Origin of the sequence: Janthinobacterium darwini, assembly GCF_051380905.1 — a bacterium.
Taxonomy (GTDB): domain Bacteria; phylum Pseudomonadota; class Gammaproteobacteria; order Burkholderiales; family Burkholderiaceae_D; genus Janthinobacterium.
This window is the reverse complement of the sequence record NZ_JBNYXX010000006.1, coordinates 236,879-263,164: the sequence shown is the minus strand read 5'-3', so window position 1 is coordinate 263,164 and position 26,286 is coordinate 236,879. Positions and strand designations below refer to the sequence as shown.

Here is a 26,286-nt window from a genome sequence, read left to right as displayed (position 1 = left end):
GATGACCATAGCAAGTTGGTCCCACCCCTTCCCATCCCGAACAGGACCGTGAAACAACTTTGCGCCGATGATAGTGCTGCAACCAGTGTGAAAGTAGGTTATCGTCAGGCTTGTTATATAAAAAAACCCCGCGTGCGCGGGGTTTTTTTTCGTCTTCAGTGTTCATCGAACTAGATGCCCCAGGTGATGCTTTCACCTTCCGCCTTGGCTGAGCGCAGCATTTCCATCAATGGGTAGGCACGCTGCGAAAAATGCACTTTCTGTGCGCGCGCATGGGTGCCCGTTTCGCCATCTTCCAGCGATTCAGGCGTATGCGCATCGTGTTCGATGTCGTTCTCCGGATGCAGTTTGCTTTCCGCGACTTCCTTTTCCAGCAAGGCCAGGGCATCTCCCGCTTCCATCGGCGTGATCACGCCGCGGGTGGGGTTTTTGTGCAGGATGTCGAGGATACGCTGGGCATGTTCCTGGTACATCAGCACTTCAGGGGAGGATTTGGATTTGAATGAGATCAACATAAGCGCTTTCTGAAACTTGTTGTTAGTGTCGAAACAATATCACGACTTGAAATATTGCACAGGCTGTCCGATTGCCCGGATGACGCATTTGCGAGCCGGATAGGGCTATCTGTTGGACAGCACACGTATTTACAAGGGCGGCTGCTCCAGGCAGCTGCCTGTTTAAGCGATCATTAAGTCTCAATCCAGTTTCACTGAATCCATGAAAGTGTCGATGGTGTCACGCGACAGCTTGCGCTCTTCACCGAGAATGATGATCTGGAAGATGTGCTTGTCCTGTGCCACGAAACGGCCGACCAGCAAGACAGGCTTGCCTTGCTGCGTGCCGCTCGCCTCGATGCTGAGCGAAGTGCGCTGGCGCGTTCCGGAAGCAGTGCTGCTGGCCGCCGATGCGGTTTTTTCGCTGCGCACGGTGCCGTTGATATTTTTCAACAGAACTGTCTGCATGGCGGGCAGGGCAGCTTGCGCCTGTTCTGCGCTGTCGAGCACCGCGCTGCCGATGGCGAAGGTATTGCCATCGATTTCGCTCGCTGTCATGGTCAGGCTGACTTTCTTGCCATCGAGATCGATCTCGCGCGTCAGCACGGCCGGCTTGCCTGGAAACAGGGCCGTGAACTGGGCGTCGGGGCTGCGATAGTCGCGCCAGTCGAATTTCGGACTGCAGGCGGCCAGCGTGCAGGCTGTAGCGAGCATGGCAAGGAAGAGGGCAAGTGATGGTTTTTTCATCAGCAGATGGTAGCAGTGCCGCCAATCACGCGCAATCGCGCACGTGTGGCGGTCACTGGCCGCTTTATATCTCGCGCAGCACGCGCCGGTACTGGATCGCTTCGGCGACATGCGGCTGCGTGATAGCGGGGCTGCCCGCCAGGTCTGCGATGCTGCGTGCCACGCGCAGTACCCGGTGGTAGGTGCGTGCCGACCAGTGCAGGCGGGACATGGCGCCATGCAGCAACTGCTCACCATGTATTTCCAGATGACAATGTTGTTCGATTTCCATGCTGCTCAGGTGCTGGTTTGCTTTCCCCTGGCGTGCCAATTGCAGAGCAAAGGCTGCCGCCACCCGGGTGGCGATGGCTTGCGTGCTTTCGCCAGCGCCTGCGTGCCTGCCCAGCGCCGCAGGCGGCATGGCGGCAACTTCGATTTGCAAGTCGATACGGTCGAGCAGCGGGCCGGACAGGCGACTGTGATAGCGCAGCACGGCGTCCGGTGTGCAGCGGCAGCGGCCGGAAGCGTGGCCCAGATAGCCGCATGGGCAGGGATTCATGGCGGCGATCAACTGAAAGCGGGCAGGAAATTCGGCCTGGCGGGCCGCGCGCGAAATGCTGATGACGCCCGATTCCATGGGCTGGCGCAAGACATCGAGTACCCGGCGCTGGAATTCGGCGATTTCATCGAGAAACAACACGCCGCAGTGGGCCAGCGAGATTTCTCCCGGGCGCGGCACGTTGCCGCCACCCACCAGGGCCACGCCGGACGCCGTCTGGTGCGGGGCACGATAGGGACGACGTTTCCAGTGTTCCACCTTGAAGTGGCCGCTCAGGGAATGCACGGCGGCCGATTCCAGCGCCTCTTCATCGCTCATGGGCGGCAGCACGCCGGGGAAGCGGCTGGCCAGCATGGTTTTGCCCGCGCCCGGTGGCCCCACCATCAGCACGTTATGGCCGCCTGCGGCCGCTACCTCCAGTGCGCGCCGCGCCTGCTGCTGCCCCTGTACGTCAGCAAAGTCGGGATACGCAAAAACCTGCGCTGCCAGCACGGGCTGATGGCGCTGCAGCGCGGTCTTGCTGGCATGCGCGGCAAAATGGGCGCAGACCTCGAGCAGGCTGTGGGCGGGATAGATGCAGGCATCACTGACCAGCGCCGCCTCGTCCGCGTTCGCCTGCGGCAGGATGAAGGCGCGTGGCGCGCCAGCCTGGCTGCGCTGCATGGCAAAGGTCATGGCCAGTGCGCCACGGATGGGGCGGAGCTGTCCCGATAGCGACAGTTCACCCGCGAATTCGTAATGGTGTAATTGGTCGCCTGGCAACTGGCCGGAGGCGGCCAGGATGCCCAGCGCAATGGGCAAGTCGAAGCGGCCCGATTCCTTGGGCAGGTCCGCAGGCGCCAGATTTGCCGTAATGCGCCGCGCCGGCATGTCAAAGCCACAGTTTTGCAGCGCGGCACGGACGCGGTCGCGCGATTCCTTCACTTCGGTGTCCGGCAGGCCGACTATCGTAAAGGAGGGCAAGCCATTGGCAAGGTGGACTTCGACACTTACCTCGGGTGCCTCCATGCCGGCCAGGGCGCGGCTTTTCAGGACGGCCAGACTCATCAGACTCCCCTTTAGCGCGGGCGCGGTCAGGATCAGTCTAGTCCTTGAAAAGGTGTCAGGCTTGAGGTATGCCAGCAAGGTTGTCAATAACGCGACCTTGCTGGCGGTACTTTATGCCTTTGGGTCGTTCAGGCGCGTTTCCAGTTCGATCAGGCGCAATTCCAGTGCGTCCAGCTTGGCGCGGGTCTTGGCCAGCACTTGTGCCTGGATATCGAATTCCTCGCGCGTGACGAGATCGAGACGGGCGAAGCCCTGGGTCATCATCGATTTCACGTTTTTCTCGATATCCTTGGCAGGCGAGTTTTCGATGGCTTGATGGATCTTGCCTTGCAAGTCGTTAAAGAAGGTATTCATGTCCATGGTCAGTCCTTTTATGGTGCGGCCTGTGCATCGCACCATTGCGGTGCACAGCGGCGTTAATCTGGTGCGAAACTGGGCGGTTCATTGTGCTTCAGCAGTCCATTAGCGCAGTCCTGGCGGCTTGCAGGGTATGTATGGACGGAAATGCACCTGTCAAGGTGGCAAGAGAGCTGGCACGTATTCTGCTAAAGAAGCTATGAACGCTTTGTGATCTCCAGCCAAGATTTTAAACCTCAACCGCTTTAAAAGTTCAATAAAAGGGAATCGCCATGAAGAATCTGTCCAAGAACATGACTTTAGTAGCAGCGTTGACGCTGGCCATGACCGCCGTGTGCGGTAGCGCCATGGCCCAGGATGCAGTGGCAGCGCCTGCTGCGGCCGAAGCCGTACCTGATAACGTGGTGAGCTATAACGTGGCGCTGACCAGCGACTATCGTTACCGTGGGATCTCGCAAAGTCGACTCGATCCTGCCATCAGCGGTGGTGCCGACTACACCCACAATCCGACGGGCCTGTATGTAGGCACCTGGCTGTCGAGCATCAAATGGATCAAGGACGGCGGCGGCGATACCAACCTGGAATGGGATATCTACGGCGGCAAGCGTGGCGAGATCAGCAAGGACTTCACCTACGATGTGGGCGGCCTGTACTACTTCTATCCCTCGAATGGGCTGAGCACCAACGCGAACACCTTCGAGCTGTATGGCCAGCTCGGCTATGGTCCGGCCTACATCAAGTACTCGCACTCGACGACCAATCTGTTTGGCGTGGCTGACAGCAAGAACAGCGGCTACCTCGATGTGGGCGCGAATATCGATGTATACGAAGGTTATCTGCTGAACCTGCATGTGGGCCGTCAGAAGGTCGAGCACAACGATGCCCTCAGCTATACCGATTACAAGCTGGGTGTCACCAAGGATTTCGGCGTGGCAACAGTCGCCCTGGCCTACGTCAAAGCCAATATCACTTCGCTGGCGCCGAATGGCAAGAACCTGGCGAAATCCGGTCTCGTGCTGACCGTGTCCAAAACCTTTTAAGCGAGAATGCCATGAAAATGATTACAGCAATCATTAAACCGTTCAAACTGGACGAAGTGCGCGAAGCCTTGTCGGCTATCAATGTGCAAGGCATTACCGTCACCGAAGTCAAAGGGTTTGGTCGCCAGAAAGGTCACACGGAACTCTACCGTGGCGCTGAGTATGTCGTCGATTTCTTGCCAAAAACCAAGATTGAAGCGGCCGTGGATGACGCCATTGTCGACCAGGCCATTGAAGCGATCGAAGGTGCCGCGCGTACCGGTAAAATCGGCGATGGCAAGATCTTCGTCTACAACCTGGAACAAGTCATCCGCATCCGTACCGGTGAAACCGGCAACGAAGCGCTCTAAGGGGAATATTGATGCGTAAAAATATAACAAAATTGCTCGCTGGGATAGCCTGTCTGTGTGCTTTTGGCCTTGCCACGCCGAGCTTTGCCGATGCCCCCGCCAAGGCGGAAGAGGCCACGACTACTGTCGTCGCCGCTCCCGCCGTGACGCCGGTTCCTGACGCAGCGCCCGCAGCTACCGCTCCGGCACCGGCAGCTGCCGCGCCAGCAGCTGCGCCCGTCGCCAACAAGGGCGATACCAGCTTCATGATGATCAGTACCTTGCTGGTGATTTTGATGACCATCCCCGGCCTGGCCCTGTTCTACGGCGGCCTGGTGCGGTCGAAGAACATGCTGTCGGTGCTGATGCAAGTGTTCATGGTGTTCGCGCTGGTGATCGTGCTGTGGTGTATTTATGGCTACTCGATCGCCTTCACGGAAAAAACCGCCTTCTTCGGTGGCTTCGACCGCCTGTTCCTGAACGGCATCTGGGATCCGGCCAAGGGCACGTTTGCCGCCGCCGCCACCTTCAGCAAGGGCGTCGTCATTCCCGAGTTCGTCTTCGTGGCTTTCCAGGGCACGTTTGCCGCCATCACGTGCGCACTGATCGTCGGCGCCTTTGCCGAGCGCGCAAAGTTTGCCGCCGTGCTGGCCTTCGTCGTGCTGTGGTTCACGTTCGCCTACCTGCCGGCCGCCCACATGGTGTGGTTCTGGACCGGTCCTGACCTGATCACGAATGCCGCTACCTCAGCCAGCGAAGCCCTGAAGGCTGGCTGGATCTGGCAAAAAGGCGCGCTGGACTTCGCCGGCGGCACCGTGGTGCACATCAATGCCGCTGTCGCGGGCCTGGTGGGCGCGATCATGATCGGCAAGCGCGTTGGCTACGGCCGTGAATCGATGGCGCCGCACTCGCTGACGATGACCATGATCGGCGCCTCCCTGTTGTGGGTGGGCTGGTTCGGTTTCAATGCCGGTTCCTCGCTGGAAGCGGGCGATGTGGCGGCCCTGGCCTTCGTCAACACACTGCTGGCAACTGCTGCCGCCACCCTGTCGTGGGTATTTGGCGAGTGGATCAGCAAAGGCAAGCCATCCATGCTCGGTGGCGCATCGGGCGCCGTTGCCGGCCTGGTGGCGATCACCCCGGCGGCGGGCTTTGTCGGCCCGATGGGCGGCCTGGTCATCGGCTTGCTGGCCGGTGTCATCTGCCTGTGGGGCGTGAACGGCCTGAAACGCCTGATCGGCGCCGACGATTCGCTCGACGTGTTTGGCGTGCATGGCGTGGGCGGTATCCTGGGTGCCTTGTTGACGGGTGTGTTTGCTGCACCACAACTGGGCGGTCAAGGCATCTTCGACTATGTCACCAACAAGATGTCGGCTGACCCGTATTCGATCGGACACCAGGTATGGGTGCAGGCGCAAGCGGTCGGCACCACCATCATCTGGTCGGCCGTGGTCTCCCTCATCGCGTATAAGCTGGTCGACATCGTCATCGGCCTGCGCGTACCGGAAGAAGAAGAGCGCGAAGGCCTCGATATCACCAGCCATGGCGAACAGGCATATCATGGCTAAATGATAATGATCTGGCATGTCAGCGCCCCGGCGCGGCATGCTAGGCTTGAAAAGGCGCCTCTTTGAGGTGCCTTTTTTTCGTTGTGGGAATGGAAAAGGTCTTTAAAACAAGGCTTTTGCCCCGATTTGGGGTACTTACACGGTAATATAGTCGGCAGTTCTGTGTGCTTTTTTGAATACTGCACATAATTTAAGGATGTAACTATGGTTCCCCATCTCGTCACGGCCCTGACCGGACCGCTGCTCGACCTCGAAAAAAAGATTCTGGCCGCGACGCCGGCCATTGAGCGCTGGTTCCGCATGGAGTGGCAAGAGCACACGCCGCCCTTCTATTGCTCGGTGGATTTGCGTAATGCGGGCTACAAGCTGGCGCCCGTCGATACCAATTTGTTCCCCGGCGGTTTTCATAACCTCGCCACGGAAATGCTGCCCTTGTCAGTGCAGGCGGCCATGGCTGCCATCGACAAGTATTGCCCGGACGCCCGCAACCTGCTGATGGTGCCGGAATTGCACAACACCACGCCGCAATACTTGCAAAACGTGGCGCGATTGATGCAGATCTTCCGCCAGACGGGACTGCACGTGCGCCTGGGCTCGTGGTCGCCCGAGATCACCCAGCCGACACCGCTGGCGTTGCCAGATGGCAACATGCTCGTCATCGAGCCGCTCGTGCGCCTGAATAACGGCCGCCGCCTGGGCTTGAAGGATTTCGATCCGTGCACGATCTTGCTGAATAACGACTTGTCGGACGGCATCCCCGATATCTTGCAAAATATTCATGAACAAAGCCTGCTGCCGCCTTTGCACGCGGGCTGGGCCCTGCGCCGCAAGAGCAACCACTACACGGCCTACGATGAGGTGGTGAAAAAATTCGGCAAGATGATCGATGTCGATCCATGGATGCTCAACCCGTTTCACGCCAAGTGCAGTGACGTCAACTTCCAGGAAGGCGAGGGCGAAGATGCGCTGGCCGCCAGCGTCGACGTGCTGCTGGCCAAGATCCGCAAGAAATACAAGGAATACGGCATCAAGGAAAAGCCCTTCGTCATCGTCAAGCCCGATGCGGGCACGTATGGCACGGGCATCATGACGGTGCGCGACGCCAGCGAAGTGCGCGACTTGTCGCGCAAGCAGCGCGACAAGATGTCCATCGTCAAGGACGGCAAAGTCGTCACCGACGTCATCATCCAGGAAGGCGTGCCCACGTTTGAAAGCATCAAGGATGCCGTGGCCGAGCCTGTTGTCTACATGATCGACCGCTACGTGGTGGGCGGTTTCTATCGCGTGCACGCGGAGCGGGGCGTGGACCAGAACCTGAACGCGCCCGGTTCGCAGTACGTGCCGCTGGCGTTTGCCCAGCAGCATGCCGTGCCGGACTTGAAGGCCAAGCCGGGCACGGCCGCGCCGAACCGCTTCTATGTGTATGGCGTGGTGGCGCGACTGGCCTTGTTGGCTGCATCGCTGGAAATGGAGCGCACGGACCCGAATCCCGAGGTGTATTGATCGATCCCAGCAGCTTGCCGGGCGCGGTGACTACTGCGCCTGGCGATCTCGGCTAGAATCAAGCATTCCTTATCCAGGCTCCCCGATTGGACGCACCATGAAAATTGCATTCCTTGCCGACCCGCTGGCAGGCTTCAAGACTTACAAAGATTCCACTTTCGCCATGATGCGCGAAGCGGCCAAACGCGGCCACGCCGTCTACGCCTTCGAGCAGAAGGACATGGCGCTGGAAGAGGGCATCGTCACGGCCCATGTGCAGCACATCGAGCTGACCGGCGACGAGCACGACTGGTACAAGGTTGTCTCGCGCGAGGAAGTGCGCCTGTCGGCCCTGGACGCCATCATCGAACGCAAGGACCCGCCGTTCGACATGGAATACGTGTACGGCACGTATCTGCTGGAACTGGCGGAAAAGCAGGGCGCGCATGTCTTCAACAAGCCGTCCGCCATCCGCGACAACAATGAAAAGCTGGCCATCGCCCAGTTTTCCGAATTCACTTCGCCCACCCTGGTGACGTCGAATGAAGCGCGCCTGCGCGCCTTCCACGCCAAGCACCAGGACGTCATCTTCAAGCCCCTCGACGGCATGGGCGGCACGGGCATCTTCCGCGTCAAGGCCGATGGCCTGAACCTGGGCGCCATCATCGAGACCTTGAGCGAGAACGGCGCGCAAACCATCATGGCGCAGCGTTTCATTGCCGACATCGTCAAGGGCGACAAGCGCATCCTCGTCATCGGCGGCAAGCCGGTGCCATTTTCGCTGGCGCGCATCCCGCAGGCGGGCGAAGTACGCGGCAACCTGGCGGCCGGTGGAACGGGCGTGGCGCAGCCCTTGACGGCGCGCGATCTGGAAATAGCAGAAAAGCTGGGCCCGATCCTGGCCGCGCGTGGCCTGATGCTGGTAGGATTGGATGTGATCGGCGACTATCTGACGGAAGTCAATGTCACCAGCCCGACCTGCTTCCAGGAAATCATGCAGCAGACGGGTTTTGACGTGGCGGCCATGTTTGTCGACGCCGTCGAACATGGCGTCGCACAAGCGCAGCAGCGCCAGAAGGTGAAATGACTATGGTAGGGATTTTGCTCATGACACATGCCCCGCTGGGACAGGCGTTCATCGCCGCCTGCGCGCATGTGTTTCGCGGGCCAACAGAACGTTTTGAAGCCATCGATGTTGTCGCCGACCAGGACCTGGCGGAAGTGCAAAAGCTGGCTTCCGAAGCCATTTGCCGCCTCGACGACGGCTCCGGCGTGCTGGTAATTACCGATGTGAAGGGCGGCACGCCGTCGAACTGCTGCAACAAGCTGGCCGATGCGGGCCGGGTGGAAGTCATCGCCGGCATCAGCCTGCCGATGCTGCTGCGCGCCATCACGTATCGCCGCGACACGCTCGACGTGGTGGTGGAGATGGCGCTGGCCGGTGCGCAAAGCGGCGCCGTGCGCGTCGATAACCGCATCCGTGTGGGCGAATAAGGAAGTGCATGGCCGCCGCCCTGAAGGCGGCGGGTTTTATAGGCCAAGATTGTCATCAGCGTAGTGCATTCAGGGATAGAGACCATACAAAAATGATTCAAAGAGAACTCGAAATCATCAACAAGCTGGGACTGCACGCACGCGCCTCCGCCAAATTTACCCAGCTCGCCGCCAAGTTCAAGAGCGACGTCTGGCTGACCCGCAACGCGCGCCGCATCAACGCCAAGTCCATCATGGGCGTAATGATGCTGGCCGCCGGCAAGGGCGCGAAAGTGACCCTGGAAGCCGAGGGCGATGATGAGCAGGCATGTGTCGATGCGCTCACCGCCCTGATTAATGACAGGTTTGGCGAAGGCGAGTAATGCCCGCCGAACGCAGCCGCAGCCGCATTTCGACAGGTCACCCCATGGCATCTTTCACGCTCCACGGCATCCCGGTCTCCCGCGGCATCGCCATTGGCCGCGCGCATCTGCTGGCGCCGGCCGCCCTTGACGTCAAACATTACCTGGTCGCCCAGGAACAGATCGAAGCCGAAGTCCAGCGTTTGCAAAACGCCATCGCCGCCGTCCACAAGGAACTGCAAACCCTGTGGAACGAGCTGCCGAAAGATGCGCCCACCGAGCTGGGTGCGTTCATCGATGTGCATGCGCTGATCCTCTCGGACCCGATGATCGCCGAAGCGCCGCTCGACATCATCCGTTCGCGCCATTACAACGCCGAATGGGCGCTGCTGACGCAAATCGATGAATTATCGGCGCAGTTCGACGAAATCGAAGACCCATATTTGCGCGAGCGCAAGGCCGATATCCAGCAAGTGGCCGAACGCGTGCTGAAGGTCTTGCTGGGCACCGAACAGCTGCTGCCCAAGGCGGCAGCCGAAGATGAGGTGCTGGCGCAGATGATCGTGGTCGCCCACGATATTTCGCCCGCCGACATGCTGCAATTCCGCGACCGCTCCTTCATCGGCTTCATTACCGACGTGGGCGGACAGAACTCGCACACGGCCATCGTCGCGCGTAGCCTGGATATCCCGGCCGCCGTTGGCATGTCGCAGGCGTCGATGCTGATCGAGCAGGACGACTGGCTGATCATCGACGGCGACGCCGGCGTGGTCATCGCCAACCCCAGCGCCCTGGTGCTGGAGCAGTACCGCGAGCGCCAGGTGGCCATGCAGCGCGCGCGCAAGAAGCTGGGCAAGCTGAAAAAGACGCCGGCCGTCACCAAGTGCGGCACCTCCATCACCCTGCTGGCGAATATCGAACTGCCCGAAGATTGTCCGTTTGCGCTGGAATCGGGCGCCAGCGGCGTGGGCCTGTTCCGTTCTGAATTCCTGTTCATGGGCCGCGCCCACAAGATTCCTACAGAGGACGAGCAGTTCGAGGCTTACCGCAGCACGGTGCAGTCGATGAAAGGGCGCGTGGTGACCATCCGCACGCTCGACATCGGCGCCGACAAGCCGCTCGATCAGTCCGACCATACGGCCTTGAATCCTGCCCTGGGCCTGCGCGCCATCCGTTACTGCCTGGCCGAGCCGCAACTGTTCCTGACGCAGCTGCGCGCGATTCTGCGCGCCTCGGCCTTTGGCAAGGTGCGCATCCTGATCCCCATGCTGGCGCATGCCTTCGAGATCGATCAGTCGCTGGCCATGATCGCCCAGGCGAAGGCCAGCCTGCGCGAGGAGGGCGTCAAGTTCGACGACGCCGTCGAAGTGGGCGCCATGATCGAGATTCCCGCCGCTGCGCTGGCCTTGCCCATGTTCGTCAAGCGCATGGATTTCCTGTCGATCGGCACGAATGATTTGATCCAGTACACCCTGGCCATCGACCGCGTCGATTACGAAGTGGCGCATTTGTACAATCCGCTGCACCCGGCCGTGCTGCAGCTGATCTCCATGACGATTGCGGCTGGCCACAAGGCGGGCATCGACGTGGCCGTGTGCGGCGAAATGGCGGGCGACGTGAAGCTCACGCGCTTGCTGCTGGGTATGGGGCTGCGCGAGTTTTCCATGCATCCGGCCCAGCTGTTGGCGGTCAAGCAAGAGATCCTCAACAGCGACCTGGGTCTGATCGCACCACAAATGCGCAAAATTATGCGCTCCATGGAACCAAATGTGATCGCGGAAGCCGTACAACAGTTGCAGCTCATGTAAACTGTCGCTTTATCAGCACCAGGAGGCATCGCGCGCGGCAAGATGTTTCCTGGTGTTAAAGTTGCAGAACCTATCATCGCGGTGCTGCATCGACCATGGCCCGTGGGGCCACCCCCTTTTATAAACCGACACACATGTCATCCATTGGAATCGTTTCGCCGCAAACCATGTATTTTGCGCAACCCCTGCAGCTGCAAAGCGGAGCATCGCTGCGGGACTATATGTTGATGTATGAAACCTACGGCACCCTGAACGCCGACAAATCGAACGCGGTGCTGGTTTGCCACGCCCTGAATGCCTCGCACCACGTGGCCGGCGTGTATGCCGACGAGCCGAAGAGCACGGGCTGGTGGGACAATATGGTGGGGCCGGGCAAGCCGCTCGATACGAACAAATTCTTTGTCATCGGCGTCAACAACCTGGGTTCCTGCTTCGGTTCGACGGGCCCCATGCACACCAATCCCGCCACCGGCAAGCCATATGGCGCCTCTTTCCCTGTCGTGACGGTGGAAGACTGGGTCAGCGCGCAGGCGCGCCTGGCCGATGAGCTGGGCATCAGACAGTTCGCCGCCGTGATGGGCGGCTCGCTGGGCGGCATGCAGGCGCTGGCGTGGAGCATCATGTTCCCCGAGCGGTTGAGGCACTGTGTGGTAATCGCCTCGACGGCCAAGCTGTCGGCGCAGAACATCGCCTTCAATGACGTTGCGCGCCAGGCCATCCTGTCCGACCCCGATTACCATGGCGGCGACTTCTATGCACACGGCGTGGTGCCGAAGAACGGCTTGCGCGTGGCGCGCATGGTGGGCCACATCACGTATCTGTCAAATGACGACATGGCCGAAAAATTCGGCCGCAAGCTGCGCGATGCGGCGCAGACGGGCGACTACAAATTCGGCTTCGGCATCGATTTCGAGATCGAATCGTACTTGCGCTACCAGGGCGACAAGTTCTCCGAGTACTTCGACGCGAACACCTATCTGCTGATTACCAAGGCGCTCGATTATTTCGATCCGGCGCGCGCGCATGGCGGCGACCTGGCCAAGGCCCTGTCGGGCACCCAGGCCAAGTTCTTCCTCGCCTCGTTTTCCACCGACTGGCGTTTCTCGCCCGAGCGCAGCCGCGAAATCGTCGAGGCGCTGGTGTGCAACCGCCGCCAGGTGACCTATGCGGAAATCGACGCGCCGCACGGCCACGACGCTTTCCTGCTGGAAGATGCGCGCTACATGAACATGGTGCGCGCCTATTATGGCCAGGTATGGAATGACATCAACGTGGGCGCGCCCGCAGCAGCCAGGAACACCGCCGTCCGCCAGGGCGCCAAGGAGATAGCATGACTTTTGACGAATTGAGCGCGTTGCGCCCCGACCTGGCCTTCATCGCCCACTGGGTGCCGAATAACGCGCATGTGCTGGACGTGGGCTGCGGCGAAGGCGTGATGCTGCAGTACCTGCAAAGCGACAAGGAGTGCAGCGGCTATGGCATCGAGATCGCCGACGATAAGGTATTGGCCAGTACGTTACGCGGCGTCAATGTGATCCAGCAGGACATGGAAAAAGGCCTGGCCATTTTTGGCGACAACAGCTTCGACACGGTGCTGTGTCTGTCGTCCTTGCAGATGATGAAGCAGGTCGAGCCGCTGCTGCGCGACATCGTGCGCGTGGGCGCCGAGGCTATCGTCTCGTTTCCCAATTTCGCCTACTGGCCGCACCGCGTGGCGCTGCTGAAAGGGCGCATGCCCGTGTCGAAATCGCTGCCTTACCAGTGGTATGACACGCCCAACGTGCGCTGCGCTACCATCAATGACTTCCGTGAACTGGCCGAAGAATGCGGCCTGGAAGTGATCGAATGCGTGGCCCTTGCCGAAGGCAAGATGGTCTCCGTGCTGCCGAACCTGCGCGGCGACCTGGCCGTCTTCCGTCTGCGCAAAAAAGCGGTGCATTGATGACGACAAGTCCGGCGCCAGGCTGGCGTTCCTACGCCAGCGGCCGCATGCTGGCCGTGCTGGTGCTGGGCTTCAGTTCCGGCCTGCCCCTGTTCATCCTGCTGTACCTGCTGCAGGCATGGCTGGCCAAGTCGGGCCTGAACGTAAAAGCGCTGGGGCTGTTCGCCCTGGTGCAGTTCCCCTACATCTGGAAATTCCTGTGGGCGCCTCTGATGGACCGCTACCGCATCCTGGGACTGGGTCGCCGACGCGGCTGGATGGCACTTACGCAGGTGGCGCTGTTCTTTTCCATCGGCGGCATGGGCATGCTCGATCCGCTCACGCAGATCGGCCTGATCGCCGCCGCTGCGGGCGGCGTGGCCTTTCTGTCGGCCAGCCAGGACATCGTTATCGACGCCTACCGACGCGAAATCCTTTCCGATAACGAGCAGGGCCTGGGCGCCGCCGTCATCGTCAACGCCTATAAAGTGGCGGGCATGGTGCCGGGTGCGCTGTCGCTGATCCTGGCCGACCGCATGCCGTGGCAGCCCGTCTTCTGGATCACGGCCGCCTTCATGTTGCCGGGCCTCGTCTGTACCTTGCTGATCAAGGAACCCACCGTCTACGGTTCGCCGCCGAAGACCATGCGCGAAGCGATCATCTTGCCGTTCCAGGAATTCATCGCGCGCGATGGTTGGCGTAACGCAATGTGGATCCTCGCCTTCGTACTACTCTACAAAATCGGCGACAGCATGGCCACGGCGCTGGCGACGAAGTTTTACCTGGACCTGGGGTTTAGCATGACGCAGATCGGCCTGGCCGCCAATACCACGGGTTTCTGGGCCAGCCTGGCCGGCGGCGTGGTGGGCGGCGTGTGGATGCTCAAGCTGGGCATCAACCGTGGCCTGTGGGTGTTTGGCGCGCTGCAGGCGATCGCCATTCTCGGCTTTGCCTGGCTGGCGCAGGTGGGGCCGAACACCATGCTGCTCAGTGCCGTGATCGGTTTTGAAGCATTTGCCAGCCTGGGCCTGGGTGCTGCCGCCTTTGTCGCGTTCCTGTCGCGCACCACGGATCCGCGCTACACGGCCACGCAATATGCGCTGTTTTCCAGTTTGAGCGCCGTGCCGCGCACCCTGATCAATGCCTCGGTGGGCTTTCTGGTTGCCGAGCTGGGCTGGTTCTCGTTTTTCATTGTTTGCTTCTTCCTGGCCTTCCCGGCCATGATGATGTTGCCTAAAATTGCCCCATGGAGGTCTGCCAATGGCACCAATATCCCTTAAACGTTATACCGTCCTGGCCAGCCTGTGCGCGGCCACCGCGCTGGCGCCCCTGTCCGTCTTTGCCCAGCAGGCGACGGTACAGGATGGCATCAAGGTGCGTCCTTTGTCGACCTCGCGCATCTTTGCCGGCGGCGCCGATTTCAACGCACAATCGAAGCAGCAATATACGCAGCTGGTCAACGAAGCGAAGGAAAAAAATGCGCTGGTGCCGGACAGCGACCCGCAAGTGAAACGCCTGCGCGCCATCGCCCAGCGCATCATCCCGTTCGCCACGCGCTGGAACGAGGCGGCGGCTAACTGGAACTGGCAGGTCAACCTGCTCAACTCGGATGAGGTCAACGCCTTTTGCATGCCGGGCGGGCAGATCGCTTTTTACAGCGGCATTATCACGAAGCTGAATTTGACCGACGATGAAGTGGCCGTCGTCATGGGACATGAAATTTCGCATGCCTTGCGCGAACACGCGCAGGCGCAGGCAGGCAAGGGCAACCTGGCCGCCGTCGGCGCCAAGCTGGCCGGCGCCGGCCTGTCGGCCTGGCTCGGCGTCGACCCGAATCTGACCAGCACCGCCACGAATATGGCGGCCAAGGGCGTGATGCTGAAGTTCTCGCGCGACGATGAACGCGAGGCGGATTTGATCGGCATGGACCTGGCCGCGCGTGCAGGTTTCGATCCGCGCGCCGGCGTCATCCTGTGGCAGAAGATGGCGGCCGCAAGCGCGGGCGCGCCGCCGGAATTCCTCTCGACCCACCCGTCGGGCAAGGACCGCATCTCGCAGATGAACAGCCATATGGCGCAGGTGCTGCCCCTGTACGCGCGCAGCAAGGGCGTCAGTGTCGAGGCATTGCCGCCCTACCGCAGCAACGCTATCGCGCAGCGCTAGGATGTCCAGCCGCCACGCTGCCTCACCCTTGCCCATGCGCGATGGCGTGGCGCCCAGCTACCTGTGGCTGCCGGAAGGACAATGGCCCGACATGCTGTCGTTTCTGCTTGATCGCTATCCGCAGATCAGCGCCGCGCAATGGCAGGACCGCATGGCGCGCGGTGACGTGGTCAATGGCGACGGCGCCGTGCTGGCGCCCGACAGCGCATACCGGCGCGGCATGCGCATTTTTTACTACCGCGAGCTGGAGCGCGAAACGCCGATCCCGTTCCAGGAAGAGATCCTGTTCCAGGACGAACACCTGGTGGTGGTCGACAAACCGCATTTCCTGCCCATGACGCCGGCCGGGCGGTTCGTGCAGGAGACCTTGCTGACGCGCCTGAAGAAAAACCTGGACTGCGCCGAGCTGACGCCGATCCACCGCCTCGACCGCGAGACGGCCGGCGTGGTGATTTTTTCGCGCCTGGTAGCCAGCCGTGGCGCCTACCAGTCGCTGTTCCAGCGCCGCGAAGTGCGCAAGACGTATGAGGCGCTGGCACCGCACCTCGATGGCCGCGATTTTCCGTTCACCTATCGCAGCCGCATGGTCGAGGGCGAGCAGTTCTTCCTCATGCGTGAGGAGGCGGGCGAGCCGAACTCGGAAACCGTCATCGACGTGATCGAACGGCGCGGCGAGGTGAACCTGTACCGGCTGTACCCGCACACGGGGCGCAAGCACCAGCTGCGCGTGCACCTGGCTTCACTCGGCATCCCCATCGTCAACGATGCGTTTTACCCGCTGGCCCTGCAGTGCAAGGAAGATGACATGTCGCAGCCCTTGCAGCTGCTGGCGCGGGCGATCGATTTCACGGATCCGTTGACGGGCGAGCTGCGCCATTTTGAAAGCCGGCGCAGCCTGTAGCAGTGCTTATGCCTTGATCGTGTAATCGATGATCAGTGGCGCATGGTCGGAGAAACGCTCGTCCTTGTAGACGCTGACCGTATGCGCCTGGGCCGCGATACCGGGCGTGGCGACATGGTAGTCGATGCGCCAGCCCACGTTCTTCGCGTAGGCCTGGCCCCGGTTGCTCCACCAGGTGTACTGGTCTTCGCGCTTGTCCAGGCCGCGGTGCACGTCGACAAAGCCCACTTCGTCGAAGACGCGCGTCAGCCACGCGCGCTCTTCCGGCAGGAAGCCGGAATTCTTCTTGTTGCCCTTCCAGTTCTTCAGGTCGATTTCATGGTGGGCGATATTCCAGTCGCCACAGATGACCACTTCGCGGCCCAGCGCCTTCAATTCCAGCAGATGCGGCAGGAATAGCTCCATGAAACGGAACTTGGCTTCCTGGCGCTCCGGGCCGGACGAGCCGGAAGGGCAGTACACGGAAATGACGGACAGCTTGCCAAAATCACAGCGCACGTAGCGGCCTTCGGCGTCGAATTCCGGGCTGCCGAAGCCGATATGCACGGCGTCCGGTTCGACCTTGCTATATATGCCCGTTCCCGAATAACCCTTCTTCTCGGCATAGTGGAAATGGCCATGATAGCCGTGGGGATTGAGGAATTCCGGCGTCATGTCGGGCAGTTGCGCCTTCAATTCCTGCACGCAGATGAAATCGGCCGTCTGCGTGCCCATCCAGTTGAAAAAGCCTTTTTTGGCGGCGGAACGGATGCCGTTCAAGTTGGCGGAGATAATTTTTGGCATAAGTCGAGAGTGAAAGGGCGCTGGACGGGGCCGGCGGGCGCGGCATGGCGATTGTCTCGCCGGTGCGCGCGGATTAAAATACAGGCACTTTTAAAAAATGAGGCTAATGTGAATAATTTACGCCAGCAGTTTATCGCGTTTTCAGTATCCAAGGGAGTCTTGCGGTTTGGCGAGTTCACCACCAAGGCCGGACGCCAGTCGCCATACTTCTTCAATGCGGGCCTGTTCCATGATGGTGCTACCCTGGCCGAGCTGGCGCAGTTCTACGCGCAGACCCTGCTCGACTCGGGCGTCGAATTCGACATGCTGTTCGGCCCCGCCTACAAGGGCATCACCCTGGCATCGGCCACCGCCGTGGCGCTGGCCGGCAAGGGCCGCAACACTTCGTTCGCCTTCAACCGCAAGGAAGCCAAGGACCATGGCGAAGGCGGCACCATCGTCGGCGCCAAGCTACATGGCAAGGTTGTCATTATTGACGATGTGATCTCGGCCGGTACCTCGGTACGCGAGTCGGTGGACATGATCCGCGCCGCCGGCGCCGAGCCATGCGCCGTGCTGATCGCCCTGGACCGCATGGAGCGTTCGGGCCCGGACGGCCAGCTGTCGCCAAGTTCGGCGGTGCAGGAAGTGTCGAAACAGTATGGTATTCCCGTCATCTCAATCGGCAACCTGGACGACTTGTTCGGCTACCTGAATGGCGCGGGCGCCGATCCGGAACTGCTGAAATATAAAGAGGCTGTTTCCGCGTACCGCAATCGGTATGGAATTTAAGTAGTCCTCTCCAGCAGCGCCCGCAGCCGCGGGTCGCTGCAGGTAGCGCTGGCCGATGGGTGGCATTGCAACAAGCGCCGCAACAGCGCGCCGCCGATGCCGCGCCGCCGGAACGGCGGTTTCACGAACAGCATGTTCACCGTCACTTCATCGGCGCGCCTGCTGATATCGAGCATGGCCACTTGCTGGCCGTCGATCCACGCGCACAGCGCGCTATCCCCTTGCCACTCTATCTGCATCACGCCAGCCATGGTTTCAGCGCCGCATGCAGGCCCAGGGCGAACAGCCCGACAAAAAAGCACCGCTTGAATACTTGCTGCGCGATGCGCCCGCGCAGCCATTGGCCGGCCAGCATGCCGACCAGCGCCGGCAGCAGCGCATACGCGGAAACGGCCGCCGCGCCCAGGCTGAAGTTGCCGTGCAATGCCAGGCTGGCCGCCAGCGCCACGGTCGATGCCGTAAACGCCAGGCCCAGCGCCTGCACCAGCGCGTCGCGTGCCAGCCCCAGTCCCTGCAGATACGGCACGGCGGGGATCACGAAGACGCCCGTGGCGGCAGTCAGCAATCCCGTCACGGCGCCTGCCATGGGCCCCAGCCAGGCTTCATGCCGCGTCGGCACGCGCAGTTGCAGCGAGAACAGTCCCGCCAGCGCGTACAGCATCAGCGCCACGCCCAGCGCAACGACGGCCCAGGCGCCGCTGTCCTGCGGCAGCAGGGCGCCGCCCGTCAAGGTAGCCGCGATGACGGCGGCCAGCATGGGCCACAAACGGCGCAGCAGGGCGCGCAGGCCCGGGCCGGCCGCCAGCTGCCATACATTCGTCACCATCGACGGCACGATCAGCAGGGCTGCCGCCTGCACGGGTGGCATGACGAGGCTGAGCGTGCCCATGGCCACCGTCGGCAGCCCCAGTCCGACTACGCCCTTGACGAAGCCAGCGACGAGGAAGCTGGCGCCGATAGCCAGCAGAAATGATGTCTCCATTTTTTATTCCACAGTGGTTTTGCAAGGATTCTGCGCCTGCCCGCGCCTTTCGCCAAGGTGGATTATCTTGAGTCAGCCTTAGGGATGGACGAAGGCTGATAAGATGGCGAAAAGGAGAGCTGCCATGCGTTTTGATCTGGTCGATTTGCAGCTGTTTGTCAACGTGGTGGAGGCGGGCAGCCTGACGGCGGGGGCTGCGCGCAGCCACCTGGCGCTGGCCTCAAGCAGCGCGCGCGTGCGCGGCATGGAAGAGATGCTGGGCATGCCCCTGCTGCTGCGCGGGCGGCGTGGCGTTGAGCCGACACCGGTAGGGCAGACCTTGCTGCATCACGCGCGCCTGGTACTGCTGCAAATGGAGAAAATGCGCGGCGAGTTAGGTGAATTTGCGCGCGGCTTGAAAGGACAGTTGCGGCTGCTATGCAATACGGCGGCGCTCAGCGAATTTTTGCCTGAGGCACTCGGTGCTTTTCTCGACCGCCATCCGAACCTGACCATCGACCTGGAGGAGCGCCTCAGTTACGATATCGTCAAAGCCGTTTCGGAAGGGCTGGCCGACATGGGCATCGTGTCCGACTCGGTCGACATGCGCGGCTTGCAGACGTTTTTGTTCCGCCCCGACCGTTTAGTCGTCATCGCGGCAGCCGACGGCGTGCATCACCGCGCGCTCGGCCAGGATGGCGTCGTTGACTTTGCCAGCGTGCTCGATCACGATTTCATCGGCCTGGCCGATGACAGCGCGATGCAGCAGTACCTTGGCATGCATGCGGCGCGCCTGGGTCGTCCGTTGAAGGTGCGCGTGCGCCTGCGCAGTTTCGATGCCGTGTGCCGCATGGTCGCCAGCGGCGTGGGCATCAGCGTGGTGCCGCTGGCGGCGGCCAGCCGCTGCCAGCAGACGATGGCGCTGCGCTGCCTGGAATTATCCGATCCCTGGTCGGTACGCAATCTGACGATTTGCGTACGCCAGTTCAGTGAATTACCCCTGTACGCGCGCCAGTTGATCGATCATCTGAAGGCGTAACAGGGCACGACAGGAGCAGCGATGCGTTTTTCAGAAGACAAGATGGCCAGCCTGCTGTGCAGCGACCAGGTCGAGCGGCCCATTCATATCTGGCAGCCGCCACAGCCCCAACGCCCCCGCGCCGTGATCCTGGCGATCCACGGCGGCATGGCGCACGCGGGCGATTACGTCACGCCGGCGCTGACCTTCCGCCAACATGGCTTCGCCACCGCCAGCTTCGACATGGTGGGCCACGATGGCAAGCGCAAGGTGGATATCCCTTCGTTCGAGGCCTTCCTCGACGACGAGGAACTGTTCCTCGCCTGGATCAAGCAGGCGTATCCGGGCTTGCCGATTTTCGTCATGGGCCATTCCATGGGGGGCTTGATCGCCACGCACCTTGGCCTGCGCCGTTTTGCGGGCGACCCGGCCATCCGGGGTTTCATTATCTCCTCGCCGTATTACGTGAATGCGATTCCCGTGCCGAAGGTGCTGCAGATGCTGTCCGGCTGGCTGGCCAAGCGCTACCCCACGATGAAGGTGCCGCTGGGCAACCTGACCATGTTGCTGACGCACGATCAAACCATCACCGCGCGCCATTTTCAGGATGAGCGCGATGGCATACGCGCCAGTGCAGCGTCGGTGCGCTTCGCCCATGCCTTGACGTCGGCGCAAAAGGAACTGGCGGGCGGCTTGTCGGATTGGCGCTTCCCCCTGTTTGCCGTGGTGGCGGGCGACGACAAGCTGGCCAACAGCCGCGCCACGGAAAGCCTGCTGCGCAGCGTGCCCGAGGGCCTGCTCGACTATCATTACTATCCGGCCAATTACCACGAGAATTTCAATGAAGTGAACCGCGACGTGATCTTTGCCGCCATCCTGGCCTGGATCGAAAAGCTGCTCCCACCCGTGCCGGCGTGAGTCGCAGGTATCGTTATAATCGGATAAATTGATTTTATCGCCGGCGCGCCGGCCCGGTCCCCGCGGCACAGGGGAATACTCAAGGAACGAACGATGCGCTTGCTGATTGCCCTGATACTCCCGTGGCTGACCTTTTTCACCATCGGCCGCCCCATTGCCGGCATCATTTGCCTGATCCTGCAAATCACCTTGATCGGCTGGCTGCCAGCCACGATCTGGGCCGTTTATGCGCTGAGCCAGTACAAGACGGACCAGAAGATCGCCGAAGCCATGCGCCGGCGCTGATCGTGTTCTAAGGCTGGCCTAAGCTGCGCTTCCTATCTTGATTCAAGCAATATGAGGAGAGTGAGATGGCACCAGACAGACGCGGTACCCTGAGCCTGGCGGCGGTAATGCTGGCAGCCGGGCTGTTGCTGGGAAGTGCGGTGCAAGCCCAAACCGACAGCGCACTGCCGCCCGTGCAAAAGAGCGGCGCGGTGGAATATCTGAGCGGCGGTATCGGCCTCGACGAGTCGACTGCCATCAAGAGCGCCAGCCGGCATTGGCCCTTGAGCCTGGTGTTTTCCGTGCAGGCGGGGGGCAAGGCGGAATTTGCCTCCGACGTGAAGCTGGAAATACACGATGCCAAGGGCGCGCAGGTGCTTGAAACGACGGCCAGCGGACCGTTCCTGCTGGCGAAACTGCCGCCGGGCAGCTACAGCTTGCGCGCCACCCTTGCCGGCAATACTTTGGCGCGCAAGGTGCAAGTCAAGGCGGGATCGTCCGCGCGCGTTGAGCTGGTCTGGGCGGCGGGAACGAACCAGGGCCGGCCTTGATGCCCGGCGACGGCAAGGCGTCCGAACGGGGCTTGTCGGCGCATATCCTGCCCACATCGGCGACGATGGTCGGCGTGTGCATGACGGTGCTGTCGATCGGGCACCTGGCGCCGCGCGGCGAGGTGCGCGTGGCCATCGACAAGCTGCTCGCCGTCGATGCCATCGTCTTTCTCGTCAGCGCCGTGCTTTCGTTCATGTCGCTGCGCCCCGGCCAGTCGCGCTTGCGCTACGAATGGTGGGGTGAACTGCTGTTCATTTGCGGCCTGGCCCTGCTGGCGCTGGGTGCCGTGGTGCTGGCCTTCGTCATCAACTGACCTCGGTCAGTTGACATCGAATCAGCTGACCGCGAGCACGCGTCCTTCGGCGGCGCTTTGCAGCGCCAGTTCGATCAGGCGTATTGTCGCTGCCGCATCCTCGGCTGCTACGGGCGCCGGTGCGCCGTGGCGGATGGCGTCGGCCATGCCCTGGTAAAAGTCCTGGTAGCGGCCCGCCTGCATGTCGAGGTGTTCAAAATGTCCATCCGGCTGGGTACCCAGGTGCAGCGCGCCGCGCACGGGGTCCACGCCCCAACCTGGCTGTCCCGGCCTGCCGCCCGCCTTCAGGGCATCTTCCTGCGGGTCGAGGCCAAACTTCACGAAACTCCCCTTGTCGCCATGCACGGCGAAGCGCGCCGTCGGCGCCTTCACCAGGCAGCCGGCTTGCAGCACCACGCGCAAGCGGTCGTAGTACAAAACGATGTGCATATAGTCGACTGCTTGCGCCCCATCGCGCTGCAGGACGATATCGGCGTACAGTTTTTCCGGCTGGCCGAACAGCTGCATGGCCTGGTCCAGCATGTGCGGGCCCAGGTCGTACAGCAAGCCGCCACCGGGTGCGCCAGACTCGCGCCAGCGCTGGCGGATCTCGGGGCGGAAACGGTCGAAATGCGATTCGACGCTGGCGATGCGCCCCAGGGTGCCCTGTGCCAGCAGTGTTTTCAGGGTCAGGAAGTCGCCATCCCAGCGCCGGTTGTGATACACGCTGAGCACCAGCTTGCGTTCCTTGGCCAGGGCGATCAGGGTCTGCGCCTCGGCGCTGGAAATAGTAAATGGCTTGTCGACCACCACGTGCTTGCCCGCCTGCAGGGCCGCCAGGGCCAGGCTGAAATGCGCTTCATTGGGCGCGGCGATGACGACCAGCTCGATCGACGCATCGGCAAACAGCTGCGCCGCTTCCGCATACACGGTCGTATTCGGCCAATCCTTGTGCACGAGCTCCGGTTTGCTGGAGGCGACGGCGGCCAGTTCCAGGGCAGAGACGGTAGACAGGACGGGGGCGTGGAAGGTGGAGCCGGCAAAGCCGTAGCCAACCAGGCCGGTTTTGATCTTGTTCATGGCGGGTTCACAGGTGCGTGGAAGAATCCATGATCATACCCGCAAGCGGGCGGCGGCAGCGCTGCTGCAATGTTGCTACGATGCCGCCGCGCATACATTAGTTCAGGCTCCAGACGTATTGCACCTTGACGCTGGCGCTGACAGGCTTGCCGCCAGCAAGGGCAGGCTTGAACGTACACTTGGCAATGCCGCTGCGCGCCGCCTCGTCGAGGGCCGGATGGCCGCTGCTTTTGACCACGCTCGAGCCCAACACCTTGCCGGAGGCATTGACGTCAAAGGACATGTTGACCGTGCCCTCTTCTTTCGCCTGCAGCGATGCGGCTGGGTAGACCGGTTTGCCGCAGACGCCAAAGTCGATGATGGGCCGGCGCTCCAGTACAGGTGCACTGTCGGCGGCGACGGCCTGGCCGTAGATGCCGAGGCAGGCGCCGGCGAGGGCCAGCAGCGGCACGGCCGCTTTCCAGTTCAAGGTTTGTGGTACAGGGCGCAGCAATCGTTTGATACGTGACATAAGATCTCCTCCGTTGGCCGCTTGGGCCAGGTGGTGGGTTGAGAACTGGAGACGTTCCAGTTCCGAGAGTGCAAGAGCCAGACGCCGCGGTTCGCCCAGTTGTCTTGCTGCGAAATCATCTGCAATATGTTCGCGTTCGAGGCGCACGCCGCGAGAGATCCACCAGACGGCAGGGTGGAAGAACAGCAGCGTCTCGATGGCGTTTTGCAGCAGGTTGATCAGATAATCGTGGCGCCGGATGTGCGCCAGTTCGTGCGCCAGCAGCGCATCGAGCAGGTGCGGCGGCATGCCGGTGATCAGCGCTGCAGGCACCAGCACCATGGGGCGCCAGATGCCGGCCGTGAGCGGGCTGGCAATGTTGTCGAGCACGCGCAGACGCACGGGCCGTCCCACGCCGGCATGCTGCGCCATGCGCGACAGCCTTGTCTGCAGTTGCGGGTGCGTGGCCCCGGTGTTCCTGGCGCTGCGCTCTATCCACAGCATGCCCAGCGCCATGCGCACGGCCAGCACGGCGGCGCACAGGGCCCACACGCCGACGACGGCGCGCAGCAGCAGGTCCAGGTCGGGCAAGCTGTCGGGCGCCAGCAGGGCGGCCGGCAGCAAGGCACTGGAGAACAGCGCGCCCGTGGCATCGCCGCCGGCCAGGCGCAGATACAAGCCCGCCGCCGGCCATGCCAGGCTGGCCAGCAAGGCGCCGCAACCGATGGCGTAGCGCGCCTCGGGACGCGCGTTGCGCAGGGCCGCCCACGCCAGCGCCGTGGTGCAGCCGATCAGCAAGCCTTGCCACAGGAAGTGCAGCAGGGTCCAGCCCAGCGCTGGCACGAAGCCGTTCATGATTGATCCTCCTTGAGCATTTTTTCTATCTCTTCACGTTCTGCGCGCGACACGCCCGTGCGCAGCGCCGCCAGCACCAGCGCCTTGGCCGAACCGGCAAAGGCCTTCTGCATCAATTCCTTGAGCAGGTTCGTCTGCAGGCTGTCCTGCGCCTGGGCCGGCGCATACACGTGCGAACGCTGGCTTGCGTCGCGAATCAGCAAGCCCTTGGTGTGCATGATCTGCATCAGGCGCAGCACGGTGCCATACGTGATGGCCGGCTTGGCCAGGGCCATCGCCTCGTGCACCTGCTTGGCCGTGGCGGCGCCCAGCGGCCACAGTGCCTGCAGCAGATCGAGTTCGGCTGCCGTCGGTTTCGGGATGTCGTGCGTCTTGGCCATGCTGTTTTCCTCTTGCCTGAAAATCAATAAGGTTAGAATAGTCGTTGTAGACAGAAATGTATACTTTAATTTTATGTGCCGCATAAACGCCTTCCAGCCATGCGGGAAAAACTAGACAAGCTTGTTTATGAGTGAAGTGGCCAGGCAAAAAAAAAGACGCCGCGGCGTCTTTTTTGGGGGGCGTGGGAATTATCCCGCCAGCTTGGCCTTCAGCAGTTCCGTCAGCTGGGCCGGGTTGGCCTTGCCCTTGGACGCTTTCATGGCCTGGCCGATCAGCGCGTTGATGGCCGCTTCCTTGCCGGCGCGGTATTGCTCCACCGACTTGGCGTTGGCCGCCAGTACTTCATCAACGATGGCTTCCAGAGCGCCCGAGTCCGAGATCTGTTTCAGACCCTTGGCGTCGATGATGGCGTCGACCAGGTTCTCGTCGCTGGACTTGGCTTCCCACATGCCGGCGAAGACTTCCTTTGCCGCCTTGTTCGAGATCGTGCCATCGGCGATGCGCTTGAGCATGGCGGCCAGCTGCGCGGCGGAGACGGGGGCGTCGTCCAGGTCCACGCCTTCGCGGTTCAGGGTCGACGACACGTCGCCCATCAGCCAGTTGGCGGCAGCCTTGGCGTTTTCCTTGCCGGCCTTGTCCACCACGGCGACGAAATAGGTCGCCATGGCTTTCGATTGCGTCAGCACCAGCGCATCATATTCAGGCAGCGCGTATTCGCTGATGAAGCGCGCGCGCATGGCGGCCGGCAGTTCCGGCATCGAGGCCTTGACGGTGTCGATCCACGCTTGCGAGATGACCAGCGGCGGCAGGTCGGGGTCCGGGAAGTAGCGGTAATCCTGGGCGTCTTCCTTGCTGCGCATTTCGCGCGTTTCCTTGCGATCCGGATCGTACAAACGCGTGGCTTGCACGACCTTGCCGCCGTCTTCGATCAGCTCGATCTGGCGGCGCACTTCCACGTGCACGGCTTCCTCGATGAAGCGGAAGGAGTTCAGGTTCTTGATCTCGCAGCGGGTGCCGAATTCTTTCTGGCCGACAGGACGCACGGAGACGTTGACGTCGCAGCGGAACGAGCCTTCCTGCATGTTGCCGTCGCAAACGCCCAGCCACATGACCAGCGAGTGCAGGGCCTTGGCGTAGGCCACGGCTTCGGCAGCGCTGCGGATCTCCGGTTCCGAGACGATTTCCAGCAGCGGCGTGCCGGCGCGGTTCAAGTCAATGCCGCTCATGCCTGCGTAGTCTTCGTGCAGGGATTTACCCGCGTCTTCTTCCAGGTGGGCGCGCGTCAGGTTCACCGTCTTGGTGACGAATTCGCCATCCTTTTCATAGCCGAAGGTCAGCGCACCGCCGATGACGACAGGGTCCTCGAACTGGCTGATCTGGTAGCCCTTGGGCGAATCCGGATAAAAATAATTCTTGCGCGCGAAGACCGAGTGCGGCGCGACGGTGGCGCCGACGGCCAGGCCGAAGCGGATTGCGCGGTCGACCGCTTGCTTGTTCATGACGGGCAGCACGCCTGGCAGCGCCAGGTCTACCGGGCTGGCCTGCGTGTTGGCTTCGGCGCCGTACTTGATCGGCGAACCGCTGAAAATTTTGGATTCGGTCGTGAGCTGCACGTGGTTCTCAAGACCGATGACGACTTCCCATTGCATAGTGTTCTCGCTTATTTTTTAGTGGCGCCGCCAGGGCGGCGC

General features: G+C 61.7%; 30 protein-coding genes and 1 rRNA gene. 20 read left to right on the top strand and 11 right to left on the bottom strand.

The window, feature by feature from the left end; translation table 11 throughout:
• Positions 1–110: ribosomal RNA gene (rrf, locus tag ACQ4WZ_RS25735) — 5S ribosomal RNA — on the top strand; the annotation flags it as partial.
• Positions 111–170: 60 nt separating this feature from the next.
• Here the strand turns inward: rrf and ACQ4WZ_RS25730 are convergent.
• The 4 genes from ACQ4WZ_RS25730 to ACQ4WZ_RS25715 all read right to left on the bottom strand — a co-directional run bounded on the left by ACQ4WZ_RS25730 (position 171) and on the right by ACQ4WZ_RS25715 (position 3,186).
• Positions 171–515, bottom strand: coding sequence for a DUF1840 domain-containing protein (locus tag ACQ4WZ_RS25730; RefSeq protein WP_133988711.1), 345 nt, complete (start codon positions 513–515; stop codon positions 171–173).
• A 180-nt stretch (positions 516–695) separates the two neighbouring features.
• Positions 696–1,241: a hypothetical protein gene (locus ACQ4WZ_RS25725; RefSeq protein ID WP_436574799.1), complete on the bottom strand. Its 546-nt coding sequence runs from the start codon at positions 1,239–1,241 to the stop codon at positions 696–698.
• Between the two features lie 64 nt (positions 1,242–1,305).
• Positions 1,306–2,826 carry a YifB family Mg chelatase-like AAA ATPase gene (locus ACQ4WZ_RS25720; protein WP_133988709.1) on the bottom strand — a complete coding sequence of 507 codons (1,521 nt, stop codon included), beginning with the start codon at positions 2,824–2,826 and terminating at the stop codon, positions 1,306–1,308.
• Positions 2,827–2,937: 111 nt separating this feature from the next.
• On the bottom strand, positions 2,938–3,186 hold the full coding sequence (locus ACQ4WZ_RS25715; RefSeq protein ID WP_035824443.1) for an accessory factor UbiK family protein: 249 nt from the start codon (positions 3,184–3,186) through the stop codon (positions 2,938–2,940).
• 269 nt (positions 3,187–3,455) lie between these two features.
• Here ACQ4WZ_RS25715 and ACQ4WZ_RS25710 point away from each other — a divergent pair, with 269 nt between their 5' ends.
• The 13 genes from ACQ4WZ_RS25710 (at position 3,456) to ACQ4WZ_RS25650 (ending at position 16,230) form a co-directional block, all read left to right on the top strand.
• Positions 3,456–4,223: a TorF family putative porin gene (locus ACQ4WZ_RS25710; RefSeq protein WP_101483763.1), complete on the top strand. Its 768-nt coding sequence runs from the start codon at positions 3,456–3,458 to the stop codon at positions 4,221–4,223.
• A gap of 11 nt (positions 4,224–4,234) precedes the next feature.
• Positions 4,235–4,573, top strand: a complete 339-nt coding sequence (locus ACQ4WZ_RS25705; RefSeq protein WP_010393464.1) for a P-II family nitrogen regulator — start codon at positions 4,235–4,237, stop codon at positions 4,571–4,573.
• A gap of 11 nt (positions 4,574–4,584) precedes the next feature.
• A complete protein-coding gene (locus ACQ4WZ_RS25700) occupies positions 4,585–6,120 on the top strand; it encodes an ammonium transporter (RefSeq protein WP_436574798.1) in 1,536 nt (511 codons plus the stop codon).
• Positions 6,121–6,324: 204 nt separating this feature from the next.
• The gene (gshA, locus tag ACQ4WZ_RS25695) at positions 6,325–7,623 is read left to right on the top strand and encodes a glutamate--cysteine ligase (protein WP_101483765.1); all 1,299 of its coding nucleotides are present in this window, start codon (positions 6,325–6,327) and stop codon (positions 7,621–7,623) included.
• A gap of 97 nt (positions 7,624–7,720) precedes the next feature.
• Positions 7,721–8,689 carry a glutathione synthase gene (gene gshB / locus ACQ4WZ_RS25690; protein WP_133988707.1) on the top strand — a complete coding sequence of 323 codons (969 nt, stop codon included), beginning with the start codon at positions 7,721–7,723 and terminating at the stop codon, positions 8,687–8,689.
• Positions 8,690–8,691: 2 nt separating this feature from the next.
• Positions 8,692–9,096 (top strand): PTS sugar transporter subunit IIA, encoded by a 405-nt coding sequence (locus tag ACQ4WZ_RS25685; protein WP_029496035.1) that lies wholly within the window; start codon positions 8,692–8,694, stop codon positions 9,094–9,096.
• Positions 9,097–9,188: 92 nt separating this feature from the next.
• Positions 9,189–9,458: an HPr family phosphocarrier protein gene (locus ACQ4WZ_RS25680; protein WP_034749416.1), complete on the top strand. Its 270-nt coding sequence runs from the start codon at positions 9,189–9,191 to the stop codon at positions 9,456–9,458.
• A gap of 44 nt (positions 9,459–9,502) precedes the next feature.
• Positions 9,503–11,245 carry a phosphoenolpyruvate--protein phosphotransferase gene (gene ptsP / locus ACQ4WZ_RS25675; protein WP_436574797.1) on the top strand — a complete coding sequence of 581 codons (1,743 nt, stop codon included), beginning with the start codon at positions 9,503–9,505 and terminating at the stop codon, positions 11,243–11,245.
• A gap of 134 nt (positions 11,246–11,379) precedes the next feature.
• The gene (gene metX, locus ACQ4WZ_RS25670) at positions 11,380–12,579 is read left to right on the top strand and encodes a homoserine O-succinyltransferase MetX (RefSeq protein ID WP_101483767.1); all 1,200 of its coding nucleotides are present in this window, start codon (positions 11,380–11,382) and stop codon (positions 12,577–12,579) included.
• Positions 12,576–13,187: a methionine biosynthesis protein MetW gene (gene metW / locus ACQ4WZ_RS25665; protein WP_070222822.1), complete on the top strand. Its 612-nt coding sequence runs from the start codon at positions 12,576–12,578 to the stop codon at positions 13,185–13,187. The genes metX and metW overlap by 4 nt, the downstream gene beginning before the upstream one ends.
• Positions 13,187–14,446: an AmpG family muropeptide MFS transporter gene (locus tag ACQ4WZ_RS25660; RefSeq protein ID WP_101483768.1), complete on the top strand. Its 1,260-nt coding sequence runs from the start codon at positions 13,187–13,189 to the stop codon at positions 14,444–14,446. Before metW ends, ACQ4WZ_RS25660 begins: the two co-directional genes overlap by 1 nt.
• Positions 14,427–15,329, top strand: coding sequence for a M48 family metallopeptidase (locus ACQ4WZ_RS25655; RefSeq protein ID WP_101483769.1), 903 nt, complete (start codon positions 14,427–14,429; stop codon positions 15,327–15,329). The genes ACQ4WZ_RS25660 and ACQ4WZ_RS25655 overlap by 20 nt, the downstream gene beginning before the upstream one ends.
• A 1-nt stretch (position 15,330) precedes the next feature.
• Complete coding sequence (locus ACQ4WZ_RS25650; RefSeq protein WP_101483770.1) at positions 15,331–16,230, top strand: pseudouridine synthase; 900 nt, start codon at positions 15,331–15,333, stop codon at positions 16,228–16,230.
• Between the two features lie 6 nt (positions 16,231–16,236).
• Here ACQ4WZ_RS25650 and ACQ4WZ_RS25645 read toward each other — a convergent pair whose 3' ends face one another.
• Positions 16,237–17,013 carry an exodeoxyribonuclease III gene (locus ACQ4WZ_RS25645; RefSeq protein WP_101483771.1) on the bottom strand — a complete coding sequence of 259 codons (777 nt, stop codon included), beginning with the start codon at positions 17,011–17,013 and terminating at the stop codon, positions 16,237–16,239.
• 108 nt (positions 17,014–17,121) lie between these two features.
• Between ACQ4WZ_RS25645 and pyrE the strand changes: the two genes are divergently transcribed.
• Entirely contained in the window at positions 17,122–17,784 is a 663-nt protein-coding gene (pyrE, locus tag ACQ4WZ_RS25640) for an orotate phosphoribosyltransferase (RefSeq protein ID WP_010393161.1), read from the top strand.
• Here pyrE and ACQ4WZ_RS25635 read toward each other — a convergent pair.
• Positions 17,781–18,035, bottom strand: coding sequence for a GNAT family N-acetyltransferase (locus tag ACQ4WZ_RS25635; RefSeq protein ID WP_180338576.1), 255 nt, complete (start codon positions 18,033–18,035; stop codon positions 17,781–17,783). The two genes, pyrE and ACQ4WZ_RS25635, sit on opposite strands and share 4 nt — an antisense overlap.
• The gene (locus ACQ4WZ_RS25630) at positions 18,023–18,766 is read right to left on the bottom strand and encodes a sulfite exporter TauE/SafE family protein (RefSeq protein ID WP_436574796.1); all 744 of its coding nucleotides are present in this window, start codon (positions 18,764–18,766) and stop codon (positions 18,023–18,025) included. The genes ACQ4WZ_RS25635 and ACQ4WZ_RS25630 overlap by 13 nt, the downstream gene beginning before the upstream one ends.
• Before the next feature lie 124 nt (positions 18,767–18,890).
• On the opposite strand from ACQ4WZ_RS25630, the gene ACQ4WZ_RS25625 reads away from it, so the two are divergent.
• The 5 genes from ACQ4WZ_RS25625 to ACQ4WZ_RS25605 all read left to right on the top strand — a co-directional run bounded on the left by ACQ4WZ_RS25625 (position 18,891) and on the right by ACQ4WZ_RS25605 (position 21,810).
• Positions 18,891–19,784, top strand: a complete 894-nt coding sequence (locus ACQ4WZ_RS25625; RefSeq protein ID WP_034749390.1) for a LysR family transcriptional regulator — start codon at positions 18,891–18,893, stop codon at positions 19,782–19,784.
• A gap of 21 nt (positions 19,785–19,805) precedes the next feature.
• Positions 19,806–20,681: an alpha/beta fold hydrolase gene (locus ACQ4WZ_RS25620; protein WP_101483774.1), complete on the top strand. Its 876-nt coding sequence runs from the start codon at positions 19,806–19,808 to the stop codon at positions 20,679–20,681.
• 93 nt (positions 20,682–20,774) lie between these two features.
• Positions 20,775–20,966, top strand: a complete 192-nt coding sequence (locus ACQ4WZ_RS25615; protein WP_092716721.1) for a YqaE/Pmp3 family membrane protein — start codon at positions 20,775–20,777, stop codon at positions 20,964–20,966.
• 65 nt (positions 20,967–21,031) lie between these two features.
• Positions 21,032–21,496, top strand: a complete 465-nt coding sequence (locus ACQ4WZ_RS25610) for a carboxypeptidase-like regulatory domain-containing protein (RefSeq protein WP_101483775.1) — start codon at positions 21,032–21,034, stop codon at positions 21,494–21,496.
• Positions 21,496–21,810, top strand: coding sequence for a hypothetical protein (locus ACQ4WZ_RS25605; RefSeq protein ID WP_101484850.1), 315 nt, complete (start codon positions 21,496–21,498; stop codon positions 21,808–21,810). The genes ACQ4WZ_RS25610 and ACQ4WZ_RS25605 overlap by 1 nt, the downstream gene beginning before the upstream one ends.
• Before the next feature lie 21 nt (positions 21,811–21,831).
• Here the strand turns inward: ACQ4WZ_RS25605 and ACQ4WZ_RS25600 are convergent, their stop codons facing one another.
• The 4 genes from ACQ4WZ_RS25600 to gatB all read right to left on the bottom strand — a co-directional run bounded on the left by ACQ4WZ_RS25600 (position 21,832) and on the right by gatB (position 26,259).
• Positions 21,832–22,869: an oxidoreductase gene (locus ACQ4WZ_RS25600; RefSeq protein WP_101483776.1), complete on the bottom strand. Its 1,038-nt coding sequence runs from the start codon at positions 22,867–22,869 to the stop codon at positions 21,832–21,834.
• A gap of 97 nt (positions 22,870–22,966) precedes the next feature.
• Positions 22,967–24,214 (bottom strand): TonB family protein, encoded by a 1,248-nt coding sequence (locus ACQ4WZ_RS25595; RefSeq protein WP_436574795.1) that lies wholly within the window; start codon positions 24,212–24,214, stop codon positions 22,967–22,969.
• Positions 24,211–24,594 (bottom strand): BlaI/MecI/CopY family transcriptional regulator, encoded by a 384-nt coding sequence (locus ACQ4WZ_RS25590; protein WP_133988700.1) that lies wholly within the window; start codon positions 24,592–24,594, stop codon positions 24,211–24,213. Before ACQ4WZ_RS25590 ends, ACQ4WZ_RS25595 begins: the two co-directional genes overlap by 4 nt.
• 189 nt (positions 24,595–24,783) lie before the next feature.
• Positions 24,784–26,259 (bottom strand): Asp-tRNA(Asn)/Glu-tRNA(Gln) amidotransferase subunit GatB, encoded by a 1,476-nt coding sequence (gatB, locus tag ACQ4WZ_RS25585; protein WP_279587407.1) that lies wholly within the window; start codon positions 26,257–26,259, stop codon positions 24,784–24,786.
• Positions 26,260–26,286 lie beyond the last annotated feature (27 nt).

Bases quoted from the DNA above. Each gene is read 5' to 3' on its own strand.
- ACQ4WZ_RS25610 (WP_101483775.1), top strand. From the start codon at position 21,032: ATGGCACCAGACAGACGCGGTACCCTGAGCCTGGCGGCGGTAATGCTG.
- ACQ4WZ_RS25685 (WP_029496035.1), top strand. From the start codon at position 8,692: ATGGTAGGGATTTTGCTCATGACACATGCCCCGCTGGGACAGGCGTTC.
- ACQ4WZ_RS25710 (WP_101483763.1), top strand. From the start codon at position 3,456: ATGAAGAATCTGTCCAAGAACATGACTTTAGTAGCAGCGTTGACGCTG.
- ACQ4WZ_RS25645 (WP_101483771.1), bottom strand. From the start codon at position 17,013: ATGCCAAAAATTATCTCCGCCAACTTGAACGGCATCCGTTCCGCCGCC.
- ACQ4WZ_RS25635 (WP_180338576.1), bottom strand. From the start codon at position 18,035: ATGGCTGGCGTGATGCAGATAGAGTGGCAAGGGGATAGCGCGCTGTGC.
- ptsP (WP_436574797.1), top strand. From the start codon at position 9,503: ATGGCATCTTTCACGCTCCACGGCATCCCGGTCTCCCGCGGCATCGCC.
- ACQ4WZ_RS25715 (WP_035824443.1), bottom strand. From the start codon at position 3,186: ATGGACATGAATACCTTCTTTAACGACTTGCAAGGCAAGATCCATCAA.
- ACQ4WZ_RS25705 (WP_010393464.1), top strand. From the start codon at position 4,235: ATGAAAATGATTACAGCAATCATTAAACCGTTCAAACTGGACGAAGTG.
- ACQ4WZ_RS25615 (WP_092716721.1), top strand. From the start codon at position 20,775: ATGCGCTTGCTGATTGCCCTGATACTCCCGTGGCTGACCTTTTTCACC.
- ACQ4WZ_RS25730 (WP_133988711.1), bottom strand. From the start codon at position 515: ATGTTGATCTCATTCAAATCCAAATCCTCCCCTGAAGTGCTGATGTAC.
- ACQ4WZ_RS25595 (WP_436574795.1), bottom strand. From the start codon at position 24,214: ATGAACGGCTTCGTGCCAGCGCTGGGCTGGACCCTGCTGCACTTCCTG.
- gshA (WP_101483765.1), top strand. From the start codon at position 6,325: ATGGTTCCCCATCTCGTCACGGCCCTGACCGGACCGCTGCTCGACCTC.
- metW (WP_070222822.1), top strand. From the start codon at position 12,576: ATGACTTTTGACGAATTGAGCGCGTTGCGCCCCGACCTGGCCTTCATC.
- ACQ4WZ_RS25625 (WP_034749390.1), top strand. From the start codon at position 18,891: ATGCGTTTTGATCTGGTCGATTTGCAGCTGTTTGTCAACGTGGTGGAG.
- ACQ4WZ_RS25655 (WP_101483769.1), top strand. From the start codon at position 14,427: ATGGCACCAATATCCCTTAAACGTTATACCGTCCTGGCCAGCCTGTGC.
- ACQ4WZ_RS25680 (WP_034749416.1), top strand. From the start codon at position 9,189: ATGATTCAAAGAGAACTCGAAATCATCAACAAGCTGGGACTGCACGCA.
- ACQ4WZ_RS25630 (WP_436574796.1), bottom strand. From the start codon at position 18,766: ATGGAGACATCATTTCTGCTGGCTATCGGCGCCAGCTTCCTCGTCGCT.
- ACQ4WZ_RS25720 (WP_133988709.1), bottom strand. From the start codon at position 2,826: ATGAGTCTGGCCGTCCTGAAAAGCCGCGCCCTGGCCGGCATGGAGGCA.
- ACQ4WZ_RS25600 (WP_101483776.1), bottom strand. From the start codon at position 22,869: ATGAACAAGATCAAAACCGGCCTGGTTGGCTACGGCTTTGCCGGCTCC.
- ACQ4WZ_RS25725 (WP_436574799.1), bottom strand. From the start codon at position 1,241: ATGAAAAAACCATCACTTGCCCTCTTCCTTGCCATGCTCGCTACAGCC.
- gshB (WP_133988707.1), top strand. From the start codon at position 7,721: ATGAAAATTGCATTCCTTGCCGACCCGCTGGCAGGCTTCAAGACTTAC.
- metX (WP_101483767.1), top strand. From the start codon at position 11,380: ATGTCATCCATTGGAATCGTTTCGCCGCAAACCATGTATTTTGCGCAA.
- ACQ4WZ_RS25650 (WP_101483770.1), top strand. From the start codon at position 15,331: ATGTCCAGCCGCCACGCTGCCTCACCCTTGCCCATGCGCGATGGCGTG.
- ACQ4WZ_RS25660 (WP_101483768.1), top strand. From the start codon at position 13,187: ATGACGACAAGTCCGGCGCCAGGCTGGCGTTCCTACGCCAGCGGCCGC.
- ACQ4WZ_RS25590 (WP_133988700.1), bottom strand. From the start codon at position 24,594: ATGGCCAAGACGCACGACATCCCGAAACCGACGGCAGCCGAACTCGAT.
- ACQ4WZ_RS25700 (WP_436574798.1), top strand. From the start codon at position 4,585: ATGCGTAAAAATATAACAAAATTGCTCGCTGGGATAGCCTGTCTGTGT.
- ACQ4WZ_RS25605 (WP_101484850.1), top strand. From the start codon at position 21,496: ATGCCCGGCGACGGCAAGGCGTCCGAACGGGGCTTGTCGGCGCATATC.
- ACQ4WZ_RS25620 (WP_101483774.1), top strand. From the start codon at position 19,806: ATGCGTTTTTCAGAAGACAAGATGGCCAGCCTGCTGTGCAGCGACCAG.